The sequence below is a fragment of the Xanthomonas hawaiiensis genome, assembly GCF_031834635.1.
Classification (GTDB): Bacteria; Pseudomonadota; Gammaproteobacteria; order Xanthomonadales; family Xanthomonadaceae; genus Xanthomonas_A; species Xanthomonas_A sacchari.
Map to the genome: position 1 here is coordinate 4,232,986 of NZ_CP115873.1, position 19,535 is coordinate 4,252,520.

Sequence of the window (19,535 nt, forward strand, 5' to 3'; positions counted from 1 at the left end):
TCAGGTGTGACGCACGGGCGCAAGCGCCTGCTCGAGGTCATGGCGCAAATCCCCCACATCCTCCACCCCCACGCTCAGCCGCACCAGCGCATCGCTGATGCCGAGCTGCTCGCGGCGCTGCACCGGCACCGAGGCATGGGTCATCACCGCAGGGTGGTTGGCCAGGCTCTCGACGCCGCCGAGGGATTCGGCCAGGGTGAACAGGCGGGTGCGCTCGCAGAAGCGCTTGGCCGCGTCGAAGCCGCCCTTGAGCACGATCGAGACGATGCCGCCGTAGCCGCTCATCTGCCGGCCGGCCAGGGCGTGCTGCGGGTGCGAGGGCAGGCCCGGGTAGATCACCTTCTCCACCGCCGGGTGCGTCTCCAGCCACTGCGCCAGCGCCAGGGCGTTGTCGCAGTGCGCGCGCATGCGCAGCGGCAGGGTCTTCAGGCCGCGCAGGGCCAGGAAGCTGTCGAACGGGCCCTGCACGCCGCCCACCGAGTTCTGCAGGAAGGCCAGTTGCTCGGCCAGCTCGGCGTTGTCGCCAACCACGGCCATGCCGCCGACCATGTCCGAATGGCCGTTGAGGTACTTGGTCGCCGAATGCACCACGATGTCCGCGCCCAGCGCCAGCGGCCGCTGCAGCAGCGGCGAGGCGAAGGTGTTGTCGACCACCACCAGCAGGCCGTGCCTGCGCGCGATCGCGGCGATCGCCGCGATATCGACGATCTTCAGCATCGGATTGGTCGGGGTCTCGATCCAGACCATCTTGGTGGTCGGGCGGATCGCCGCCTCGAACGCGGCCGGGTCGGTCAGGTCGACGAAGCCGAAGTCCAGTGCGGCGGTGCGCTTGCGCACGCGCTCGAACAGGCGGTAGCTGCCGCCGTACAGGTCGTCCATCGCGATCACGTGGCTGCCGCTGTCCAGCAGTTCGATCACCGTGGCAGTGGCCGCCATGCCGGAGGCGAAGGCGAAGCCGCGGCTGCCGCCTTCCAGGGCCGCCACGCAGCGCTCGTAGGCGAAGCGGGTCGGGTTGTGGGTGCGCGAGTACTCGAAGCCCTGGTGCTCGCCCGGGCTGGACTGGGCGTAGGTGGAGGTCGCGTAGATCGGCGGCATCACCGCGCCGGTGGTCGGGTCCGGGTGCTGTCCGCCATGGATGGCCAGGGTCGCCAGCGCCAGCGCGGGGCCGTCGCCATGGGGGTTCGACGTGTTGTCCGTCATGAAGGGTTACCGGAAAAGGGGCGTGATTCTAGCAGCGCGGTCTGAACGGCCCCATGCAGCGGGGCCGTGCCCACCGCAGGGATTACTGCACCCGGCGGCGCAGGTAGTTGAGCAGGTCGATCCGGGTGATCAGGCCGAGGAAGGCGCCCTCGTTCATCACGATGGCGACCTGGCCGCGATCGAACACCGGCAGCAGCGCCTCGATCGGCGATTTGACGTCGAGCCGGTCGAGCTTGCTGACCATGGCCGTGGCCACGGGGTCGCGGAACCGCGCCTCGTCGCCATATACATGCAACAAGACATCGCTTTCGTCGACGATACCGACCAGTTGGTCGCCCTCCATCACCGGCAGCTGCGACACGTCGTACAGCTTCATGCGCTGGTAGGCGGTGGTCAGCAGGTCCTTGGGGCCGACCACCACGGTGTCGCGCTGGCTGTACGGGCGCAGGATCAGGTCGCGCAGGTCGCCGTGCTGCGGGCGCTCCAGGAAACCGTTGTCCAGCATCCAGTAGTCGTTGTACATCTTCGACAGGTACTTGTTGCCGGTGTCGCAGACGAACACCAGCACCCGCTTGGGCTCGGTCTGCGCGCGGCAGTACTTCAGCGCCGCGGCCAGCAGGGTGCCGGTGGAGGAGCCGCCGAGGATGCCCTCCTTGGCCAGCAGCTCGCGCGCGGTGTGGAAGCTCTCGGCATCGCTGATCGAATAGGCCTTCTTGACCCGGGTGAAGTCGGAGATCGCCGGCAGGAAATCCTCGCCGATGCCTTCCACCAACCAGCTGCCGGACTTCTCGCTGACCGTGCCCTGCTCGATGTACTCGGTCAGGATCGACCCGACCGGGTCGGCCAGCACCAGCTCGGTGTGCGGCGAGGCCGCAGCGAAGGCGCGCGACAGGCCGGTCATGGTGCCGGAGCTGCCGCAGCCGAACACGATCGCGTCCAGCCGGCCGTCCATCTGCCGCAGGATCTCCGGGCCGGTGCCGAACTCGTGCGCGGCCGGGTTGTCGGGGTTGCCGAACTGGTTGATGAAGTAGGCCCCCGGGGTCTCGGCGGCGATGCGCGCGGCCAGGTCCTGGTAGTACTCGGGATGGCCCTTGGCCACGTCGGAGCGGGTCAGCACCACCTCGGCGCCCATCGCCTTGAGGTTGAAGATCTTCTCCCGGCTCATCTTGTCCGGGACCACCAGGATCAGCTTGTAGCCCTTCTGCTGGGCGACCAGGGCCAGGCCGATGCCGGTGTTGCCGGCGGTGCCCTCGACCAGCACCGCGCCGGGCGTGAGGTCGCCGCGGCGCTCGGCCGCCTCGATCATCGACAGGCCGATGCGATCCTTGATCGAGCCGCCGGGATTGGCACTCTCCAGCTTCAGGTACAGCTCGCACACCCCGGTGTCGAGCTTGCTGGCCTTGACGATGGGGGTGTCGCCGATCAGATCGAGTACGGAGGAGTGAATGGCCATCGGGTCCGAATGCGTCGCGCCGCGGCAGCGGCTGGACCGGGCATTATCCGCGCTCGGGGAGGGAAAGTCAGAGAATGCGCCCGGCAGGGACGAAAAAAGCCGCGATCGCGGCTTTTGGAGGGTAGATGACGCGGACGGTGGCAAGCCGACGAGGAGGCCAGCCACCGCCCGCGACAAGGGGAAATGATACGGTCAGTGCGGCTTCTGCTCGTAAAGGCGCAGCAGCTTTTCCTTGGCGGCGAGCTTTTCGCGCTTCATCTGCGCCAGGGTGACATCGTCGATCGGCAGCACGCCGAGCTCGGCGTCCATGCACTTCTTGTCCAAGGTCTTGTGGCGCTGGTAGAGCTGCTTGAACTCCGGATCGGACTTGATCAACGCGTCGATTTCGGTCTGCGGTTGCCCTTCGAACATAGGAATAGCCTCCTTCAGCTAGAAACAAGAACGCCCCGGCCGCTGCGGCACGGGGCGTTGCCTGGGAGCGGAAGCGCGCGAGCCGCCGGCTGCACCGCCACAACGCCTGGAACAGCTGGAACCGCGGTTCCTGCGACGTCGGATTGCGGTGCGCGCCACTGCGTCATCGGCTCGGACTCCTCCGTTGGCACCAGGCGGCGGGACTGCCGCCTGGACTACCGACCCTACGCTTCCCTCCCGTCGCGGACAAGAGAAGCAGGCCCGCTTTGCCGCATTCAGTTGCTCGGCGCTCAGGCCCAGGGAAAAACCCCGTTAAACGCCTGGGCGCAGGGCACGACGCACTTAGGGCGCGATCACAACTTCGGCCGACCGGGCCTTGGTCGACGCCCCCTTCTTGCCGACCGCCTGCATCCGGTTGGCGGGCACGCCGCCGCTGACCAGCGCCGCGCGCAAGGCGTCGGCGCGCTTCTGGGCCACGCCGGCGTCGGTGTCGTAGGCCTCGATCCGCACCTTGCCCTTGCTGATCTGCAGGTACTGCGACAGGGCCTTGGCCTGGTTCGTGGCATCGCCCGAGAGCGCCGCCTTGCCGGCGCCGAAGGCCGCGCCGGAGAAGGTGAAGACCTCCCCGCGGGTCTCGAAGCGCGAGGCCGGCAGCTTGGTGCCGGCAACCAGTTCGGCCTCCTCGCGCGCCAGCTTGGCCGCCTTCTGCTGCGCGGCGCTGAGCTTGGCGGTCTGCTGCCCGGCCACGCTGGCCAGGGCCGCATCGGCATCCGCGCGCGCCGCCTGCTCGGCCTCGGCGGCCTGGCGCAGGTTCTCGGCCTCCTCGGCCTGGATCTGCGCCTGCACGCGCAGGCGCTCGGCTTCCTGGCGGGCCCGCGCGGCCTCGCGGCGACTGGCCTCGATCAGCAGGTCGCTGCGGGTCTTCTCCAGTTGGTCGACCTGGCGTCGGGCGATTTCGGCACGGGCCATGGTTTCGGCGATCTCGACCCGGCGCTCGGCCAGGTAACGCGCCTCGTCGCGTTCCTTGCGCTTGGCGTTGGCGAAGTTAGCCACCGCCTGCTGCGCCTGCAGGCGCTCGTAGGCGGCGACATCGGCGTTGAGCGGATCGGCCTGCAGCGCCACCAGGCGCTGGTTGAGCACCGCCAGTTCCGGGTCGTCGGCCGCCATCGCGCCCAGAGGCGCCAGCAGCACCGCCAGCAGGGCCAGGCGGCGCATTCCGTGCAGGGCGCGGCTCATGGACGGCCCTCCCCGGTGCCCAGGGTCTGTTGCAGCTGGGCCACCTCGGCCTGGCGCTGCTTCAGTTGCGCATTGGCCACCGCCTCCTCGCTGCGCGCCCGCGCCAGGTCGGCATCGGCGGCCACGCGCAGCGCCAGCTGCGGCGCGGTCTTGCGCTGGCGGCGGTCGAGTTCGGCCTGCTGCGCCTGCTCCAGGCCCTGGCGGGCGCTGGCCAGCAGGTCCGGCGCGTACTGGTCGGCATCGGCCTGGATCGCCCGCTGCACCGCCTGCTGGGCGGCCAGCAACTCCGGCGAGGCCACCTGGGCGAACGCGGCCGGCGCGGCGAACAACGCCAATGCGCAGGCCATCACATACTGCTGACAACGGAAGTGTGCGAAGCTAGTTTTCATCTAGGGGGGCCGTGGACGGAGACGTCGATCACGGCCATTGTCGGAAGCCTGTGGCGCGCTTGCAACGGGCGATTGCGGATTGTTGGGGAACCATTGCGCATGGATATCGGCTATTTCCTGAAGCTGATGACCGAAAAGAACGCCTCGGACATGTTCCTGACCACAGGCGCACCGGTCTATATCAAGATCGAAGGCAAGCTGTACCCGCTCGGCGCCACCGGCCTGCCGCCGGGCATGGTCAAGAAGATCGCCTATTCGCTGATGGACGAGGGCCAGGTGCCGCAGTTCGAGCGGGAGCTGGAATTGAACATGGCCATCGCCCTGCAGGACGCCGGGCGCTTCCGCGTCAACGTGTTCAAGCAGCGCGGCGAGGTCGGCATGGTGATCCGCGCGATCCGCAGCAAGATCCCCAGCATCGAGGAGCTGCACCTGCCGCAGGTGCTCAAGGACGTGATCATGACCCCGCGCGGGCTGGTCCTGGTGGTCGGCTCGACCGGCTCGGGCAAGTCCACCTCGCTGGCGTCGATGATCGACTACCGCAACAGCACCACCACCGGGCACATCCTCACCATCGAGGATCCGATCGAATACCTGCACAAGCACAAGCTGTCCATCGTCAACCAGCGCGAGGTCGGCCTGGACACCCACGCCTTCCACAACGCGCTGAAGAACGCCATGCGCGAGGCACCGGACGTGATCCTGATCGGCGAGATCCTGGACGCGGAGACCATGGAGGCGGCCATCGCCTTCGCCGAGACAGGACACCTGTGCCTGGCCACCCTGCACTCCAACAACGCCGACCAGACCATCGAGCGCATCCTCAACTTCTTCCCCGAGAGCGCGCACAAGAACGTGCTGATGAACCTGTCGCTGAACCTGCGCGCGGTGATCTCGCAGCGCCTGGTCAAGGACAACAGCGGCCGCCGCCGGCCGGCCTCGGAGGTGCTGCTTAACACGCCGATGATCCGCGACCTGCTGCGTCGCGGCCAGGTCCACGAGATCAAGCAGGCGATGGAGGAGTCGCTGGAGGAAGGCATGGAGACCTTCGACCAGTGCCTGTTCCGCATGGTCAAGCAGGGCCAGATCGAGCAGGAGGAAGCGCTGCGCGCGGCCGATTCGCGCGACGGCCTGGCGCTGAAATTCCGCCTGTCCGAAGGCGGCAGCGGCGAGCACGACCCCTACGCCGACTACGACAGCGGCCCCAGCGCCGCGCCGCGCATCACCCACGGCTTCGTCTGAGGCGCATCGCCGCACGTGATGCGGCGCCTATGTAGGGACACCTGCGTAGAGCGGCTTCAGTCGCGACCGGGCGTTCGCAGACGCCTGGTCGCGCTGGCCCTGCAGCGGCGGCGGCAACAGCGGACCGAGGGTCCAGCGGCGGTCGCCGCGGGGCCGCCCTTGCCAGCGTAAACGCCACTTCCACGCGACTGCGCGTCGGGACCGAAGTCCCTCCCACAGTGCACCCAGCGAGTTCGTTGCAAGCGCTTGTGGGAGCGACTTCGCAGGAGCGGCTTGAGCCGCGACCGGGCGTTCGTAGACGCCTGGTCGCACTGGCCCCGCAGCGGCGGCGGCAACGGCGGACCGGGCCCATCGGCGGTCGCCACGGGGCCGCCCTTGCCAGCGCAAACGCTACTTCCACGCAACTGCGCGTCGGGACTGAAGTCGCTCCCACAGTGCACCCAGCGGGTTCGTTGCAAGCGCTTGTGGGAGCGACTTCAGTCGCGACGCATGAAGGCCGAAACGTCCGGCACTGCAGCCCTTCCCACATCCTCATGCTCACCGATGCGGCGGGGATGGCGGCAGCTTCGCCAATCTGGCACACCGGTCGCGGCTGAAGCCGCTCCTACGACGATATTCCCAGCTTATTGCGCGTCCGGCTGGTGTTCCGGACGCGCCGCGTCGAACGCCGGCAGCGCCAGGCAGGCGCGTTCGATCCGCTCCAGGGTCGGATAGGCCTGCAGGTCCACGCCGAAACGGCGCGCGTTGTACAGCTGCGGGACCAGGCAGCAATCGGCCAGGCCAGGCTGCTCGCCATGGCAGAAACTGCCGGTATCCGGCGACTCGGCCAGCAGTTGCTCCAGCGCATCGAAGCCGACCTGCATCCAGTGCCGCATCCACTCCTCGCGCTCGGGCTGCGGCACGTTCCAGGCGCTCTCGAAGAACTGCGCCACGCGCAGGTTGTTGAGCGGATGGATGTCGCAGGCGATCAGTTGCGCCAGACCGCGCACGCGGGCGCGGTCGATCGGCGCGTCCGGCAGCAGCGGCGGCTCCGGCCAGCGCTCGTCCAGGTACTCCAGGATCGCCAGCGACTGGCGGATCGGCTGGCCATCGTGGCACAGGGTCGGCACCAGTTCCTGCGGGTTGACGCGGGCGTACTCCGGCGAGTGCTGCTGGCCGCCGTCGCGCACCAGGTGCACCGGCAGCGCCTGGTAGGCCAGCCCCTTCAGCTCCAGCCCGATGCGCACGCGGTACGCGGCGCTGGAGCGCCAGTAGGTGTAGAGCTGCAGTGCCTCGTCCATGCCCGCCTCCGTCTGCGCAGTCGACAACGATACCGGTGGACACCTGGGCTGCGGCGCCGCCGGTCGCCCCGGCACCGCCGCCGGCCGGGTCAGGGCAGCGGCGCCTGCTCGATGCGCTGCTCGATCGCGCCGAAGATGCTCACTCCGTCACGGTCCAGCATCTCGATCCGCACCACGTCGCCGAAGGACATGTACGGCGTGCTCGGCTTGCCGTCGCGCAGGGTTTCCACGGTGCGCTGCTCGGCGAAGCAGGAGGCGCCGCGCGTGGTGTCCTGATTGGCGATGGTGCCCGAGCCGATCACCGCGCCCGCCGCCAACGGCCGGGTCTTGGCCGCATGCGCGACCAGCTGCGCGAAATCGAACTGCATGTCCTCGCCGGCTTCTGGCGCGCCGAACCAGGCGCCGTTGATGTGGGTCAGCAGCGGCAGGTGCACCTTGTTGTCCTGCCAGGCCTCGCCCAGTTCGTCGGGGGTGACGAACACCGGCGACAGCGCCGAGCGCGGCTTGGACTGCACGAAGCCGAAGCCCTTGGCCAGCTCCGGCGGAATCAGGTTGCGCAGCGACACGTCGTTGACCAGACCGATCAACTGGATGTGCGCGGCGGCCTGCGCCGGCGTCACCGCCATCGGCACGTCGTCGGTGACCACCACGATCTCGGCCTCCAGGTCGATGCCGTAGTCCTCGCTGACCACCTTGACCGCATCGCGCGGGCCGTAGAAGCCGGCGCTGACCGCCTGGTACATCAGCGGGTCGGTGTAGAAGCTCTCCGGCACCTCGGCGCCGCGCGCGCGGCGCACGCGCTCCACATGCGGCAGGTAGGCGCTGCCGTCGAGGAATTCGTAGGCGCGCGGCAGCGGCGCGGCCAGCGCCGCCATGTCCAGGTCGAACTGGCCGTCGGCGCTGCCGTCGTTGAGCGACTCGGACAGGGCGTTCAGGCGCGGGGCGAGGTTGCTCCAGTCCTCCAGCGCGCGCTGCAGGGTCGGCGCGATGCCGGTGGCGCGCACGGCGCGGGTCAGATCGCGGGACACGACGATCAGGGTGCCGTCGCGACCGCCTTCCTTCAGGGAACCTAGCTTCATGTCCGTCCAGTGCTGGGGGCTGAGCCGGCGATTGTACGGCCAGACGGCGGCTTGGTTTCAACTGAAACGGACCCGCATTTTGTGCAGCGCGCCAATTCAGGTACACTACGCCGGTCTGCATGCGGCCGTCCGTTTCCCTCAGGGACCGCCGGCGAGGCCAGGATCGCAACGATCCGACTCGCCCGCCCCGCCCGACGCCTTTCGTGATGCCGACGAACCCCAGCCTCGCGCTGCGGGTTGATCCACCCTCTCGCAGCGCGGTTCACGGGAACGCTCCGAGCCTCACCTACTTGCGCCTGCGCGCCGGGTCCGTCCCGGCGTCGGCGCGTTATCCGGAGCATTCTCATGTCGTTCGAATCCCTGGGCCTTGCGCCCTTCCTGCTGCGCGCGCTGGCCGAGCAGGGCTACGAAACCCCCACCCCGATCCAGGCGCAGGCCATTCCCGTCGCCCTGGAAGGCCATGACCTGATGGCAGGCGCGCAGACCGGCACCGGCAAGACCGCCGCGTTCGGGCTGCCGCTGCTGCAGCACCTGGGCACCTCGCCGCAGCCGGTGGGCCCCGGCCCGCGCAAGCCGCGCGCGCTGATCCTGACCCCGACCCGCGAACTGGCCACCCAGGTCCACGACAGCCTGCGCGGCTACAGCAAGTACCTGCGCATCCCCAGCACCACCATCTACGGCGGCGTGGGCATGGGCAACCAGCTCGACGCGCTGCGCCGCGGCGTGGACCTGCTGATCGCCTGCCCGGGCCGCCTGCTCGACCACCTCGAGCGCCGCAGCGTGGACCTGTCGGGCATCGAGATCCTGGTGCTGGACGAGGCCGACCGCATGCTCGACATGGGCTTCCTGCCGTCGATCAAGCGCATCCTCGCCAAGCTGCCCAAGCAGAACCGGCAGACCCTGCTGTTCTCGGCCACCTTCGAGGAAGGCATCAAGCAGTTGGCCCGCGAGTTCATGCACGACCCGCAGGAAATCCAGGCCACCCCCAGCAACACCGTGGCCGACACCATCACCCACCGCGTGCACCCGGTGGACGGTGGGCGCAAGCGCGAACTGCTGCTGCACCTGCTGGCCGCCGACTCGCGCAAGCAGACCCTGGTGTTCGCCCGCACCAAGCACGGCGCCGACAAGCTGACCATGTTCCTGGACAAGTCCGGGCTGAAGACCGCGGCGATCCACGGCAACAAAAGCCAGGGCCAGCGCCTGCGCGCGTTGAGCGACTTCAAGGCCGGTCGCATCACCGTGCTGGTGGCCACCGACATCGCCGCGCGCGGCATCGACATCGACCAGTTGCCCAAGGTCATCAACTACGACCTGCCGATGGTCGCCGAGGACTACGTGCACCGCATCGGCCGCACCGGCCGCAACGGTTCGACCGGCGAAGCGATCTCGCTGGTGGCGCAGGACGAGGCCAAGCTGCTGCGCGCGATCGCGCGCATGCTCAAGCGCGAGATGGACATCCGCGACGTGCCCGGTTTCGAGCCGGTCACGCCGATTCGCTGGGGCAACAACAATCCGCCGGACGAGCGTCCGGGCGGCCAGCGTCCGCCGCGCCGCGGCAACCATGCCCGCCGCGGCCACGGCGATGCGCCGGCGCACGCGCATGCGCACGCCGGCAGCAAGAAGCCCGGCGGCAACCATGCCGACGGCGCCCGCCGCCAGGGCCAGGGGCGCCGCCAGGGCAACGGCGGCAATCGCCCGGCCTCGCCGCGCTGAGCCAGCCGCGGCAGCGCGCTCCGCACGCACCCAGGCCGCCCTTCGGGGCGGCCTTTTTTGTCCGCACCCCCCGGACATCGCGCGCCTGTCGCCGGCCCTGCAGCACGCCACTGTCGTTCGTTTCGCGCGCCCCGCATCGCGCCCTGCCGCTCCACCCCCTGACCGTACAATGCCGCCCATGGATATCTTCAAAGTCTTCACCCTCGAAGCCGCGCACCGCCTGCCCAACGTGCCGCCTGGCCACAAGTGCGCGCGCCTGCACGGGCACTCGTTCCGCATCGAGCTGCACGTCAGCGGCGAACCCGGCGCCGAGAGCGGCTGGGTGATGGATTTCGGCGACATCAAGGCGGCGTTCCGCCCGCTCTACGACCAGCTCGACCACCACTACCTCAACGACATCGAGGGCCTGGACAACCCCACCAGCGAACGCCTGGCGGTGTGGATCTGGGACCGGCTCAAGCCGGCGCTGCCGCTGCTGAGCGAAGTGGTGGTGCACGAGACCTGCACCTCTGGCTGCCGGTATCGCGGGCCGGGTTGAAGAAGGCCGGGAATGGGGAATGGGGAGTCGGGAATCGCAAGGGCGGCTCCGCGGCGGCTGAGGGTCTTACGAGGCCGGCCCAGCTGTGGCGCGCGCATTGGCGCTGCCAGAGACGCAGAAACGCCCAGCGAGCGCGAGGGGAATTTACGCCAAGCCATTGATCCAAAAGGCGACTTGAACGAATCCTGAGCGGCTTCAAAGAATTTTGTTGCATCGCAGCAGAATGGGCGTATGTTGCACTGCAACAGCAGTCGGCATTCCAACGGAGTTGCATGATGTCCGCTCAATTCAACGATCAGTTCAGCAGCTACACCCAGCAGTTCGCCGCCGCTGCAGCGCGTGCCAACCGCCTGGCGCTGGAGAGCGCCGAGAGCGTGTTCGGCGTGCAGCTGAAGACCTTCGAGAAGAACGTGTCGGCCACCACCGGCTTCCTCGGCGAACTGACCGAGGCGCGCGATCTGGGCACCGTGCAGGCGCTGTGGCCGAAGGGCCTGCAGATCGCCCGCGACAACTTCGAGCGGCTGGCCACGGCCAACCAGGAAGTGTTCGGCCTGGGCCTGAAGACCTCCGAGGCGATCGGCCAGCTTGCCAAGCATCAGTTCGAGGCGGCGACCGAACAGGCTGCGCCCAAGGCCAAGCCCGCCGCCAAGTAACACCGTATTCGACGTCGCTGCGGTTCGCCGCCCGACGCACCCTCGGTCTGCATGGGTCCCTCCCCCCGTGCAACCCCAGGCCCGGTAGATCCCTCCCTCTACCGGGCCTTTTTTATGGGCGGGATTCGGGATTCGGGAGTGGGGATTTGCCGATTGCGCGCGTTCCGGCGCTCCTGGCTTTCTTCGAAGGAAAAGCTGCCGCACCGATGCTTCATCGGTGAGGCGTCGGGACTGAAGTCCCTCCCACAAAACCCGCCACGGCAGTTGATCAGCCGGGCGGCATCCCAGCCCACGGCTGCAGTTCCGCGGCCAACTGCGCGGCCTGCGGTTGCGGCCGGTACGGCAGCCGTCCCCAGCACGGCATCGGCAGGCGCGCGCGCAGCATCGCCATGTTGTCGTCGATGCGCTCCATCGCCGGGTCGATCTCGTTGCCGATCCAGCCGATGCACTGCAGGCCGTCGGCGGCGATCGCCGCGGCGCTCAGCCGCGCATGGTTGAGGCAGCCCAGGCGCAGGCCGACCACCAGCACCACCGGCAGTCCCAGCGTCCGCGCCAGATCGGCCTGATCCAGCGTCGCCGACAGCGGCGCCGCCCAGCCGCCCACGCCTTCCACCACCACCACGTCGGCCTGTGCGCGCAGGCGCGCGAACGCGGCGGCGATCGGCGCCAGTTCCAGTTCCACGCCGGCATCGGCGGCGGCCAGTTCCGGCGCCAGCGGCAGCGGCAGCGCGTAGGGATTGAGATCGGCGTAGGCCGGACGCGGCGCGCTGGCGTCCTGCAGGGCCAGCGCGTCCTCGTTGCGCCAGCCGTCGGCGTCGCGGCTGCACCCGCTGGCGACCGGCTTCATGCCCACCGCGCGTTGGCCGCGCGCGCGCAAGGCATGCAGCAGCGCGGTGCTGGCGATGGTCTTGCCGATGCCGGTGTCGGTGCCGGTGACGTAGAAGGCGGGAACAGCCATGCGAAACCCTGTCGGTTGGCCGGCGGGACGCGCGGCGGCGCGCAGGATAGCCGGGCGCGCCGCGCGCGTCAGCCGCCGCGGTGCCGACGGACGCAACGCGCTGCTAGACTCGCGCGATGTTCGCCTCGTCCTCGCTCACCGGCAGCAAGCCGGAACAGTACGCCCAGTTGCTCGACCAGGCCCGTGCCCTGGTCGCCGGGGAGCCCGACCGCATCGCCAACGCCGCCAACCTGGCCGCGCTGGTGTATCACGCGCTGCCGCGGCTGAACTGGGTCGGTTTCTACCTCTACGACGGCAAGGAACTGGTGGTCGGCCCGTTCCAGGGCCTGCCCGCCTGCGTGCGCATTCCGCTGCACAAGGGCGTGTGCGGCGCGGCCGCCAGCAGCGGCCAGACCCAGCGCATCGACGACGTGGAGGCGTTCCCCGGGCACATCGCCTGCGATTCCGCCTCGCGCTCGGAACTGGTGGTGCCGCTGCTGCGCGACAGCGCGCTGGTCGGCGTGTTCGACCTGGACAGCCCCGACCTGGCCCGCTTCGACGCCGACGACCAGCGCGGCCTGGAAGCGATCGCCCAGGTCTTCGTCGACAGCCTGCGATGAGCACCGCCAAGCTGCGCAACATCGGCCCCAAGAGCGCGGCCTGGCTGCGCCAGGTCGGCGTGCGCACGCAGCAGGACCTGGAGGCGGCCGGCGCGGTCGGCGCCTTCGTCAAGGTCAAGCGCGCCGGCTTCAAGCCCAGCCTCAACCTGCTGTATTCGCTGGAAGGCGCGCTCAGCGGCTGCCACTGGCAGGAACTGTCCGAGGCGCGGCGCGCGCAGTTGCTGGGCGAGCTGGAGACCGCGACGGCGGCGCTGCCGGCGCAGCGCGGCCTGCCGGTCGCCGGGCCGGTGGCGACCACCCATTTCGACCGCGACGACACGCGCGGCGACGATGACGCCGACGGCGCCTACGCGCCCGACACGCACGACACGCCGATGGGCGACCATCACGGCGGCGACGACGGCCACGGTACCCACGCCGACTAGGGCGTGTCCTCCATCCCTGAGCGTGCCGCGCCGTGATGGCGCGTACCTGGGACAAGGGGAAAACGTCAGTTCACGCCCGAGCGATCACGCGGCCACGGGCGCACTCGATCGCGCCCTTCGGGCTGGCTCTGGCAGGCGCGGCTCTGGCGGCATGCCTGCCAGAGCCAACGCGGCGTACTCGGGAGTCGATGAAACGCCCCAAGCCGCGTAGCCAGCGGCGATCGCGTACAATCGCGCCGCTTCAAGGTGACCCGCCGGCTCCGGCCAGCGGGTTGAAACGGGAAGCCGGTGCGTCTTGCGACAAGGCCGGCGCTGCCCCCGCAACGGTAAGCGATCCGCGCTGACGACCTGCGCCACTGTGCCTCGGCATGGGAAGGCGTCGCAGCCGGGAGGTCCGCCTCCCCGATCGCCAGCCCGGAGACCGGCCTTGCAGTTCACTGGTTGCGATGCGGAGGGCGTCGCGGCGTGCCGCGCCGCGTCCGGCGCCGTCCGCTTGCACCTTCCGTTCGTGACTCCCTCGCCGTCACAGCGCGCAGCCGCGCGCCGGAGTTGCCACCCATGTCGTCCCGCCTGCTTTCGGTCGCGATCGCGTCCGTCCTGTCCCTGCCCGCGCTGGCCCACGCCGCCGACGCCGCCGACGCCGCCACCGACCTCGACCAGGTCCTGGTCACCGCCACCCGCACCCAGATCTCGGTGGAGGACAGCGTGGTCCCGGCGCAGGTCATCGACCGCGCGGAGATCGAGCGCAGCCAGGCCACGTCGCTGGCGCAGCTGCTGCAGGGCCGCGCCGGCATCGGCATCTCCAACCAGGGCGGCCTGGGCAAGCTGACCACGCTGAGCCTGCGCGGCAGCGAATCGGACCACGTGCTGGTGCTGGTGGACGGCGTGCGCATCGGCTCGGCCAGCGCCGGCCTGGCCGCGTTCCAGGACCTGCCGCTGAGCCAGATCGAGCGCATCGAGATCGTGCGCGGCCCGCGTTCGAGCCTGTACGGCTCCGACGCGATCGGCGGCGTCATCCAGATCTTCACCCGCCGCGGCGGCCAGGGCTTCCAGCAGAACCTGAGCCTGGGCGGCGGCAGCCACGGCCTACGCGAGGCCGGCGCCGGCTTCAGCAACCGCGGCGAACGTGGCTGGCTGGCCGTGCAGGGCGGCTACCAGAAGACCGACGGCATCAATGCCTGCAACGGCTCGGCCACGCTGTTCGCCGGCTGCTTCGTCGACCAGCCCGACCGCGACGGCTACCGCAACGTCTCGCTGAGCGCGCGCGGCGGCTACGCGCTGACCGACACGCTGCGCATCGAAGGCCAGGCGCTGAACATCGACAGCCGCAACGAATACGACGGCGATCCGCTGTTCGCCGGCAACGAGGCCGACAACACCCAGCAGGTGTTCGGCGGCAAGCTCGACTGGACCCCGTCCGATCGCCTGCACCTGGCCGCGCAGCTCGGCCGCAACGTCGACGACGCCGACAGCTACTACCGTGCCCCCGGCGCGCGCACCCGCAACTTCGTCAGCACCTTCGACAGCCGCCGCGACACCGCCGCGCTGCAGGGCGACATCACCCTGGCCGAAGGCCACCTGCTCAGCGTCGGCAGCGACTGGCAACGCGAGCACGTCGCCAGCACCACCGCTTTCGACGTCGACAGCCGCGACAACACCGGCGCGTTCGCCGAGTACCAGGGCCGCTTCGGCGCGCAGCAGGTGCAGGCCAGCGTGCGCAGCGACGACAACGAGCAGTTCGGCGAGCACACCACCGGCAGCCTCGGCTGGGGCCTGGCGCTGGCGCATGGCCTCAAGCTCACCGCCAGCGTCGGCACCGGCTTCAAGGCGCCGACCTTCAACGACCTGTACTACCCGTTCGCCGGCAATCCGGAGTTGAAGCCGGAGCGTTCCAAGAGCGGCAACCTGGGCGTGGCGCAGTACGCCGACAGCTGGAACTGGACCTTCAACGCCTACGAGACCCGGGTCAAGGACCTGATCTCCTACGACGCGGTCAGCTTCCTGCCGGTCAACGTGGACGAAGCGCGCATCCGCGGCGCCGAACTGACCGGCTATGCGCTGCTGGCCGGCTGGGAACTGTCGGCACAGTTGAGCCACACCGACCCGCGCAACCGCAGCGACGGCGACAACCGCGACAACTGGCTGGCGCGCCGCGCGCAGAACACCGCGCGCCTGGACGTGGACCGCGGCATCGGCCCGGTCAAGCTCGGCGTCACCGTCTTCGGCAGCGGCCACCGCTTCGACGACGCGGCCAACCGCGTGCGCCTGGCCGGCTACGGCACCGTCGACCTGCGCGCGGAATACGCGTTCACCCCGGACTGGACGCTGCAGGCCAAGGCCAGCAACGTGTTCGATCGCGACTACCAGACGGTGAACTGGTACAACCAGCCGGGCCGCGAATACGCGCTGACCCTGCGCTACGCGCCGGCGGCGCGCTGAGCCGGCGCCCCGCGCTGCGCCGGCGGGCGTGGCGCGGGGCAACAGCGCGGCCACAACACGCGTCTTTTTCGTAGGAGCGGCTTCAGCCGCGACGGGCTTTATCGGTAACGCCCATCGCGGCTGAAGCCGCTTGTGTCAAATGAGGGTCTATCGTTGCAGGTGAGAGCGGAGTGCGGCAGGCCGTTTAGCCGCAGTGCCAGCAAGCACGAGTAGGAGTCAGCGCCGCCGCACCCCGTATCTCCTGCCTCATCAGCCCGAACAGTTGCCCGAGTCGCGAGCTCGAACTCCACAAGCATGGGCGTCGGCAGGAGTGCTCTCGTGCCTGAGTCTACTGCGGAGAACGTCTATGCGACGCTATGTCGGGATCGATGTATCCAAGGCCGAACTGGTCATTCATGTCCTGCCGGACGAGCAGACCTGGACCCAAGCCAATACGCCACAGGGGCAGCGTGCGCTGGCCCAACGCCTGGCCGAGCTGGGCTGCGAGCGGATCGTGCTGGAAGCCAGTGGCGGCTACGAACATGCCGTGCTGCAGGTGCTCCGAGAGGCGGACCTGCCGGCAGTGCGGATGGCCGCTGATCGTCCGCGCAAGCTAGCCCAGGCCTTGGGCCTGCATGCCAAAACCGATGTCCTGGACGCGCGCCTGCTGGCCATCGCCGCCCAGCACATCCCGACCACCCCCACGCCCGTGGTGCCCGGGCACCAGCAGTCTCTTCGCGAACTGCTGGACCTGCGTGCCACCCTGGTGGGCCAGCGCGATGCCCATCGGCGGCGCCTGGAGCACATCACCCGCCCTGAGGTGCAACGCCACTGCCGAGAGGTGATCGCCCTGCTGAACCAGCAGATCCAGACGTTGACGCAGGAGATCGGGCAGCAGGGCAAGACCTGCTCGAGCCTCCCTAAGGTGCCTGGGCTCGGCACGATCCTGCGCGCGGTTCTGGCCGCGCGGTTGCCAGAGCTGGGCACGCTGCCGCCACGCAAGCTCGCTGCCCTGGTCGGGCTGGCCCCGTTCAATCACGACAGCGGCTGCTGGAAAGGCCAACGCCGCATCAAAGGCGGACGTGCCGACGTGCGGCGCGTGCTGTACATGGCCACCTGGGCCAGCATCCGCGCCGAATCCCCCTTGGCCAACACTTACGCGCGCATGCGCGCAGGCGGCAAACCGGCCAAGGTCGCCATCGTCGCCTGCATGCACAAGTTCCTGCGCTGGCTCAACGCCATCGCGCGCGATCAGGCCCCGTACGCTCCTCCTGCCATCGCAGGTGCATGACAGTTGACTCCTACGAAAGGCGGCATGTGCGACCGCGTCGGATGTAGATGCGCGCATTCTCAACGCAGGCGTGCGCGACGCATCGCGCAATTGGTCGCTCGCGATCAGGGCCGCTGGCAGCCGAACGCAAACAGCCGTCCTCGTACTCATGCATGGCGGCACGAACCTGACAGTTCGGCGCCCGCTACGCTCCCGGACCCTCACCCCAACCCCTCTCCCGAGGGGAGAGGGGCTTGCTGCGTCATGGGCTGTAGGAGCGGCTTCAGCCGCGACGGGCGTTCGCGGGAAAGCCTGTCGCGGCTGAAGCGGCGCCTACACCATATCTCCAGATCTTCGCGCTGCACCGAGGCGCTACGCGGCATCGCGTCAACGCAGCTGCAGCAACTCGCGCAGGTCGTCCATCAGCAGCACCACGTCGGCCGTGGCCAGATCCAGGTCGCGCGGATAGCCGTAGCGCACCAGCGCCACCGGCATGCCGGCGGCGTGGCCGGCCTGCAGATCGGTCCCCGAATCGCCGACCATCAGGCAGCGCACCGGCGGCTGCGCGAACTGCTGCGCCAGGTGCAGCAACGGCGCCGGGCTGGGCTTGCGCTCGGGCAGGCTGTCGCCACCCAGCACCGCAGAGAACAGATTGGCCACGCCCAAATGGCGCAGCAGCGGCGGCACCATCGCCGACGGCTTGTTGGTGCACAGCGCCAGGGTCACGCCCTTGGCATGCAATTGCGCCAAGGCCTCGGCTGCGCCGGGATACAAGCGCGGACTGCGCAGCAGGCATTCGGCGTAGTGGCGCATGAAGGTGGGCATCACCGTCTCGAGCGGTGTGGTATCGCCGGCATCCCGCCAGGCGCTCTCGACGAGTTTACGCACGCCTTCGCCGATCCAGCCGAGCACGGTCGCCTCCGGCACGCGCGGCAGGCCGAAGTCGACCAGCGTGCGGTTCAGCGCCTCGGCAATGTCGGCGCCGCTGTCGACCAGGGTGCCGTCCAGGTCGAACACCACCAATGCATACGGGAACGTCATGTCGTGCCAATGCGGGAGAAGAAGTGCGCATTGTAGGTGGCGCAGCGCCGGTATGCGGTCGCGACAAGCACCCACGGTGACGCGCGTGTCCGTCCGGCCCTGGCTTAGCACGCGCGCGAGCGCGTGACGCCACGCGAACATCACCAGTGACGATCCCCCACCCATGTTGCAATTCGAGCGTCCGTAAGAGCGCGACAAGGTCGATCAGCATGACCAGAGGATCGAGCAACTGCGCCAATCCGCGCCGCATGCCCATGTGGGAGGGACTTTAGTCCCGACGCGGTAGGGGATGAGGGCCGCGTTCTCGGTTTGCACGCGTCGCCTTGACTGCTTCAACCGATGCGCCCGTGATGGTGCCGCCTGACCAACGGACGAACACGTCGTTTCAAATCCACACATCAGGCAACACACGGCACGGGTTCCGCGCGCGACCACCTCAACCGAACAAGCGCCCCTGCGCCTGTCCCGGCTCGCGTTCGTGGAAGCCGGACAGGCCCACACCGACCAGGCGATAACGCGTGGACGTCGGCAGGTCCACGCGCTCGCGCAGCGCAAGAGCGATGTCGATCAAGGCCTGCAGCGAATCCGGCGGCTGCTCCGGAGTGAAGCTGCGGGTGAGGATGCGGAACTGCGCGGTCTTCAGCTTCAGCACCACGGTGCGCGCGATGCGCTCGGTGCGGCGGGTTGCGTTCCAGGTCTTCTCGGCCAGCTGCCGGATCGCCGGCTCCAGTGCGTCCAGCGCCAGGTCTTCGGCGAAGGTGTCCTCGGAGGAGATCGACTGCACCGGCTGGTCCGACTCCACCGGGCGTTCGTCGATGCCGCGCGCGCGCTGGTACAGGCGCAGGCCGAAGCTGCCGAAGCGCGCTTCCAGTTCCGCCTCGCTGCGCGCGCGCAGGTCGCCGACGGTGGCGATCCCCAGTTCCGCCAGCTTGGCCTCCATCACCTTGCCCACGCCGGGCACCTTGTTCACCGGCAACGGCGTCAGGAACGCGTCCACGCGATGCGGACGGATCACGAACTGGCCGTCGGGCTTGCGCCAGTCCGAGGCGATCTTGGCCAGGAACTTGTTCGGTGCGATGCCGGCCGAGGCGGTCAGTTCGGTTTCGGCGCGGATCTGCGTGCGGATGGTCTGGGCGATCTCGGTGGCGGTGCGCAGTTCCCCCTTGGGCACGGTGACGTCCAGGTAGGCTTCGTCCAGCGACAGCGGCTCGATCAGGTCGGTGTGGCGTTGGAAAATTTCGCGCACCTGCCGCGACACCGCCTTGTAGCGGGCGAAATCCGGCGGCACGAAGATCGCGTCCGGGCACAGCCGCTCGGCGCGCAGCGCCGGCATCGCCGAGCGCACGCCGAACACGCGTGCCTCGTAGGACGCCGCGCACACCACCGAGCGCATGCCGCGCCAGGCCACCACCACCGGCTTGCCGCGCAGCGCCGGATCGTCACGCTGCTCCACGGACGCGTAGAACGCATCCATGTCGACGTGAATGATCTTGCGCATCGACCCCATACCCTACGCCTGCGAACGGTGTGCGCATGATAAGCCCAGCACTGCGCACGGACTGAGAATGCGCGCCTTGATCCGGCGCAGTGCGCGCGCCACCGCCGCTGCCGACACTACGCGTGCGTACGG

At 69.2% G+C, this 19,535-nt stretch carries 18 protein-coding genes and 1 riboswitch; of the genes, 8 read left to right on the forward strand and 10 right to left on the reverse strand.

All coding sequences use genetic code 11. From position 1 onward, the window contains the following. The 5 genes from PG878_RS17960 to PG878_RS17980 all read right to left on the reverse strand — a co-directional run bounded on the left by PG878_RS17960 (position 1) and on the right by PG878_RS17980 (position 4,689). Entirely contained in the window at positions 1-1,200 is a 1,200-nt protein-coding gene (locus tag PG878_RS17960) for a cystathionine gamma-synthase (protein WP_209032471.1), read from the reverse strand. Between the two features lie 82 nt (positions 1,201-1,282). Continuing rightward, on the reverse strand, positions 1,283-2,653 hold the full coding sequence (locus PG878_RS17965) for a pyridoxal-phosphate dependent enzyme (RefSeq protein ID WP_209032472.1): 1,371 nt from the start codon (positions 2,651-2,653) through the stop codon (positions 1,283-1,285). A 192-nt stretch (positions 2,654-2,845) separates the two neighbouring features. Further along, positions 2,846-3,064, reverse strand: coding sequence for an HP1242/YdcH family protein (locus PG878_RS17970; RefSeq protein ID WP_010340228.1), 219 nt, complete (start codon positions 3,062-3,064; stop codon positions 2,846-2,848). A gap of 342 nt (positions 3,065-3,406) precedes the next feature. After that, entirely contained in the window at positions 3,407-4,279 is an 873-nt protein-coding gene (locus tag PG878_RS17975; protein WP_209032492.1) for an OmpA family protein, read from the reverse strand. A 17-nt stretch (positions 4,280-4,296) separates the two neighbouring features. Further along, positions 4,297-4,689, reverse strand: coding sequence for a DUF4398 domain-containing protein (locus tag PG878_RS17980; RefSeq protein WP_010340230.1), 393 nt, complete (start codon positions 4,687-4,689; stop codon positions 4,297-4,299). A gap of 99 nt (positions 4,690-4,788) precedes the next feature. Here PG878_RS17980 and PG878_RS17985 point away from each other — a divergent pair, with 99 nt between their 5' ends. Then, positions 4,789-5,928: a PilT/PilU family type 4a pilus ATPase gene (locus PG878_RS17985; protein ID WP_209032473.1), complete on the forward strand. Its 1,140-nt coding sequence runs from the start codon at positions 4,789-4,791 to the stop codon at positions 5,926-5,928. Between the two features lie 623 nt (positions 5,929-6,551). Here PG878_RS17985 and maiA read toward each other — a convergent pair. Both maiA and PG878_RS17995 read right to left on the reverse strand, forming a co-directional pair. Further along, entirely contained in the window at positions 6,552-7,208 is a 657-nt protein-coding gene (maiA, locus tag PG878_RS17990) for a maleylacetoacetate isomerase (protein WP_209032474.1), read from the reverse strand. An 89-nt stretch (positions 7,209-7,297) separates the two neighbouring features. Further along, positions 7,298-8,287, reverse strand: a complete 990-nt coding sequence (locus PG878_RS17995; protein ID WP_209032475.1) for a fumarylacetoacetate hydrolase family protein — start codon at positions 8,285-8,287, stop codon at positions 7,298-7,300. A 345-nt stretch (positions 8,288-8,632) separates the two neighbouring features. Here PG878_RS17995 and PG878_RS18000 point away from each other — a divergent pair, with 345 nt between their 5' ends. From PG878_RS18000 to PG878_RS18010, 3 genes are all read left to right on the forward strand, one after another. After that, complete coding sequence (locus PG878_RS18000; protein WP_209032476.1) at positions 8,633-10,003, forward strand: DEAD/DEAH box helicase; 1,371 nt, start codon at positions 8,633-8,635, stop codon at positions 10,001-10,003. 178 nt (positions 10,004-10,181) lie between these two features. Continuing rightward, positions 10,182-10,541 carry a 6-carboxytetrahydropterin synthase QueD gene (gene queD / locus PG878_RS18005; protein WP_017916250.1) on the forward strand — a complete coding sequence of 120 codons (360 nt, stop codon included), beginning with the start codon at positions 10,182-10,184 and terminating at the stop codon, positions 10,539-10,541. Between the two features lie 275 nt (positions 10,542-10,816). Next, complete coding sequence (locus tag PG878_RS18010) at positions 10,817-11,194, forward strand: phasin family protein (RefSeq protein WP_010343827.1); 378 nt, start codon at positions 10,817-10,819, stop codon at positions 11,192-11,194. Between the two features lie 268 nt (positions 11,195-11,462). Here PG878_RS18010 and bioD read toward each other — a convergent pair whose 3' ends face one another. After that, on the reverse strand, positions 11,463-12,152 hold the full coding sequence (gene bioD, locus PG878_RS18015; protein WP_209032477.1) for a dethiobiotin synthase: 690 nt from the start codon (positions 12,150-12,152) through the stop codon (positions 11,463-11,465). A gap of 116 nt (positions 12,153-12,268) precedes the next feature. Between bioD and PG878_RS18020 the strand changes: the two genes are divergently transcribed. From PG878_RS18020 to PG878_RS18035, 4 genes are all read left to right on the forward strand, one after another. Next, positions 12,269-12,751, forward strand: a complete 483-nt coding sequence (locus PG878_RS18020; RefSeq protein WP_184448454.1) for a GAF domain-containing protein — start codon at positions 12,269-12,271, stop codon at positions 12,749-12,751. After that, positions 12,748-13,176 carry a TfoX/Sxy family protein gene (locus tag PG878_RS18025; protein WP_209032478.1) on the forward strand — a complete coding sequence of 143 codons (429 nt, stop codon included), beginning with the start codon at positions 12,748-12,750 and terminating at the stop codon, positions 13,174-13,176. Before PG878_RS18020 ends, PG878_RS18025 begins: the two co-directional genes overlap by 4 nt. A 227-nt stretch (positions 13,177-13,403) precedes the next feature. Beyond that, a riboswitch (cobalamin riboswitch) is annotated at positions 13,404-13,620 on the forward strand. A 114-nt stretch (positions 13,621-13,734) separates the two neighbouring features. Further along, positions 13,735-15,615 (forward strand): TonB-dependent vitamin B12 receptor, encoded by a 1,881-nt coding sequence (gene btuB, locus PG878_RS18030; RefSeq protein ID WP_209032479.1) that lies wholly within the window; start codon positions 13,735-13,737, stop codon positions 15,613-15,615. A 346-nt stretch (positions 15,616-15,961) separates the two neighbouring features. Continuing rightward, the gene (locus tag PG878_RS18035; protein WP_311185984.1) at positions 15,962-16,885 is read left to right on the forward strand and encodes an IS110 family transposase; all 924 of its coding nucleotides are present in this window, start codon (positions 15,962-15,964) and stop codon (positions 16,883-16,885) included. A gap of 366 nt (positions 16,886-17,251) precedes the next feature. On the opposite strand, the gene gph is transcribed toward PG878_RS18035, so the two are convergent. Both gph and dinB read right to left on the reverse strand, forming a co-directional pair. Beyond that, entirely contained in the window at positions 17,252-17,905 is a 654-nt protein-coding gene (gene gph / locus PG878_RS18040; RefSeq protein ID WP_209032521.1) for a phosphoglycolate phosphatase, read from the reverse strand. A 436-nt stretch (positions 17,906-18,341) separates the two neighbouring features. Continuing rightward, complete coding sequence (dinB, locus tag PG878_RS18045) at positions 18,342-19,403, reverse strand: DNA polymerase IV (protein WP_209032520.1); 1,062 nt, start codon at positions 19,401-19,403, stop codon at positions 18,342-18,344. Positions 19,404-19,535: the final 132 nt, after the last annotated feature.

Excerpts from the sequence above, each read along its gene's own strand:
- PG878_RS17960 (WP_209032471.1), bottom strand. The coding sequence starts at position 1,200 with ATGACGGACAACACGTCGAACCCCCATGGCGACGGCCCCGCGCTGGCG.
- PG878_RS17965 (WP_209032472.1), bottom strand. The coding sequence starts at position 2,653 with ATGGCCATTCACTCCTCCGTACTCGATCTGATCGGCGACACCCCCATC.
- PG878_RS17970 (WP_010340228.1), bottom strand. The coding sequence starts at position 3,064 with ATGTTCGAAGGGCAACCGCAGACCGAAATCGACGCGTTGATCAAGTCC.
- PG878_RS17975 (WP_209032492.1), bottom strand. The coding sequence starts at position 4,279 with ATGCGCCGCCTGGCCCTGCTGGCGGTGCTGCTGGCGCCTCTGGGCGCG.
- PG878_RS17980 (WP_010340230.1), bottom strand. The coding sequence starts at position 4,689 with ATGAAAACTAGCTTCGCACACTTCCGTTGTCAGCAGTATGTGATGGCC.
- PG878_RS17985 (WP_209032473.1), top strand. The coding sequence starts at position 4,789 with ATGGATATCGGCTATTTCCTGAAGCTGATGACCGAAAAGAACGCCTCG.
- maiA (WP_209032474.1), bottom strand. The coding sequence starts at position 7,208 with ATGGACGAGGCACTGCAGCTCTACACCTACTGGCGCTCCAGCGCCGCG.
- PG878_RS17995 (WP_209032475.1), bottom strand. The coding sequence starts at position 8,287 with ATGAAGCTAGGTTCCCTGAAGGAAGGCGGTCGCGACGGCACCCTGATC.
- PG878_RS18000 (WP_209032476.1), top strand. The coding sequence starts at position 8,633 with ATGTCGTTCGAATCCCTGGGCCTTGCGCCCTTCCTGCTGCGCGCGCTG.
- queD (WP_017916250.1), top strand. The coding sequence starts at position 10,182 with ATGGATATCTTCAAAGTCTTCACCCTCGAAGCCGCGCACCGCCTGCCC.
- PG878_RS18010 (WP_010343827.1), top strand. The coding sequence starts at position 10,817 with ATGTCCGCTCAATTCAACGATCAGTTCAGCAGCTACACCCAGCAGTTC.
- bioD (WP_209032477.1), bottom strand. The coding sequence starts at position 12,152 with ATGGCTGTTCCCGCCTTCTACGTCACCGGCACCGACACCGGCATCGGC.
- PG878_RS18020 (WP_184448454.1), top strand. The coding sequence starts at position 12,269 with ATGTTCGCCTCGTCCTCGCTCACCGGCAGCAAGCCGGAACAGTACGCC.
- PG878_RS18025 (WP_209032478.1), top strand. The coding sequence starts at position 12,748 with ATGAGCACCGCCAAGCTGCGCAACATCGGCCCCAAGAGCGCGGCCTGG.
- btuB (WP_209032479.1), top strand. The coding sequence starts at position 13,735 with ATGTCGTCCCGCCTGCTTTCGGTCGCGATCGCGTCCGTCCTGTCCCTG.
- PG878_RS18035 (WP_311185984.1), top strand. The coding sequence starts at position 15,962 with ATGCGACGCTATGTCGGGATCGATGTATCCAAGGCCGAACTGGTCATT.
- gph (WP_209032521.1), bottom strand. The coding sequence starts at position 17,905 with ATGACGTTCCCGTATGCATTGGTGGTGTTCGACCTGGACGGCACCCTG.
- dinB (WP_209032520.1), bottom strand. The coding sequence starts at position 19,403 with ATGCGCAAGATCATTCACGTCGACATGGATGCGTTCTACGCGTCCGTG.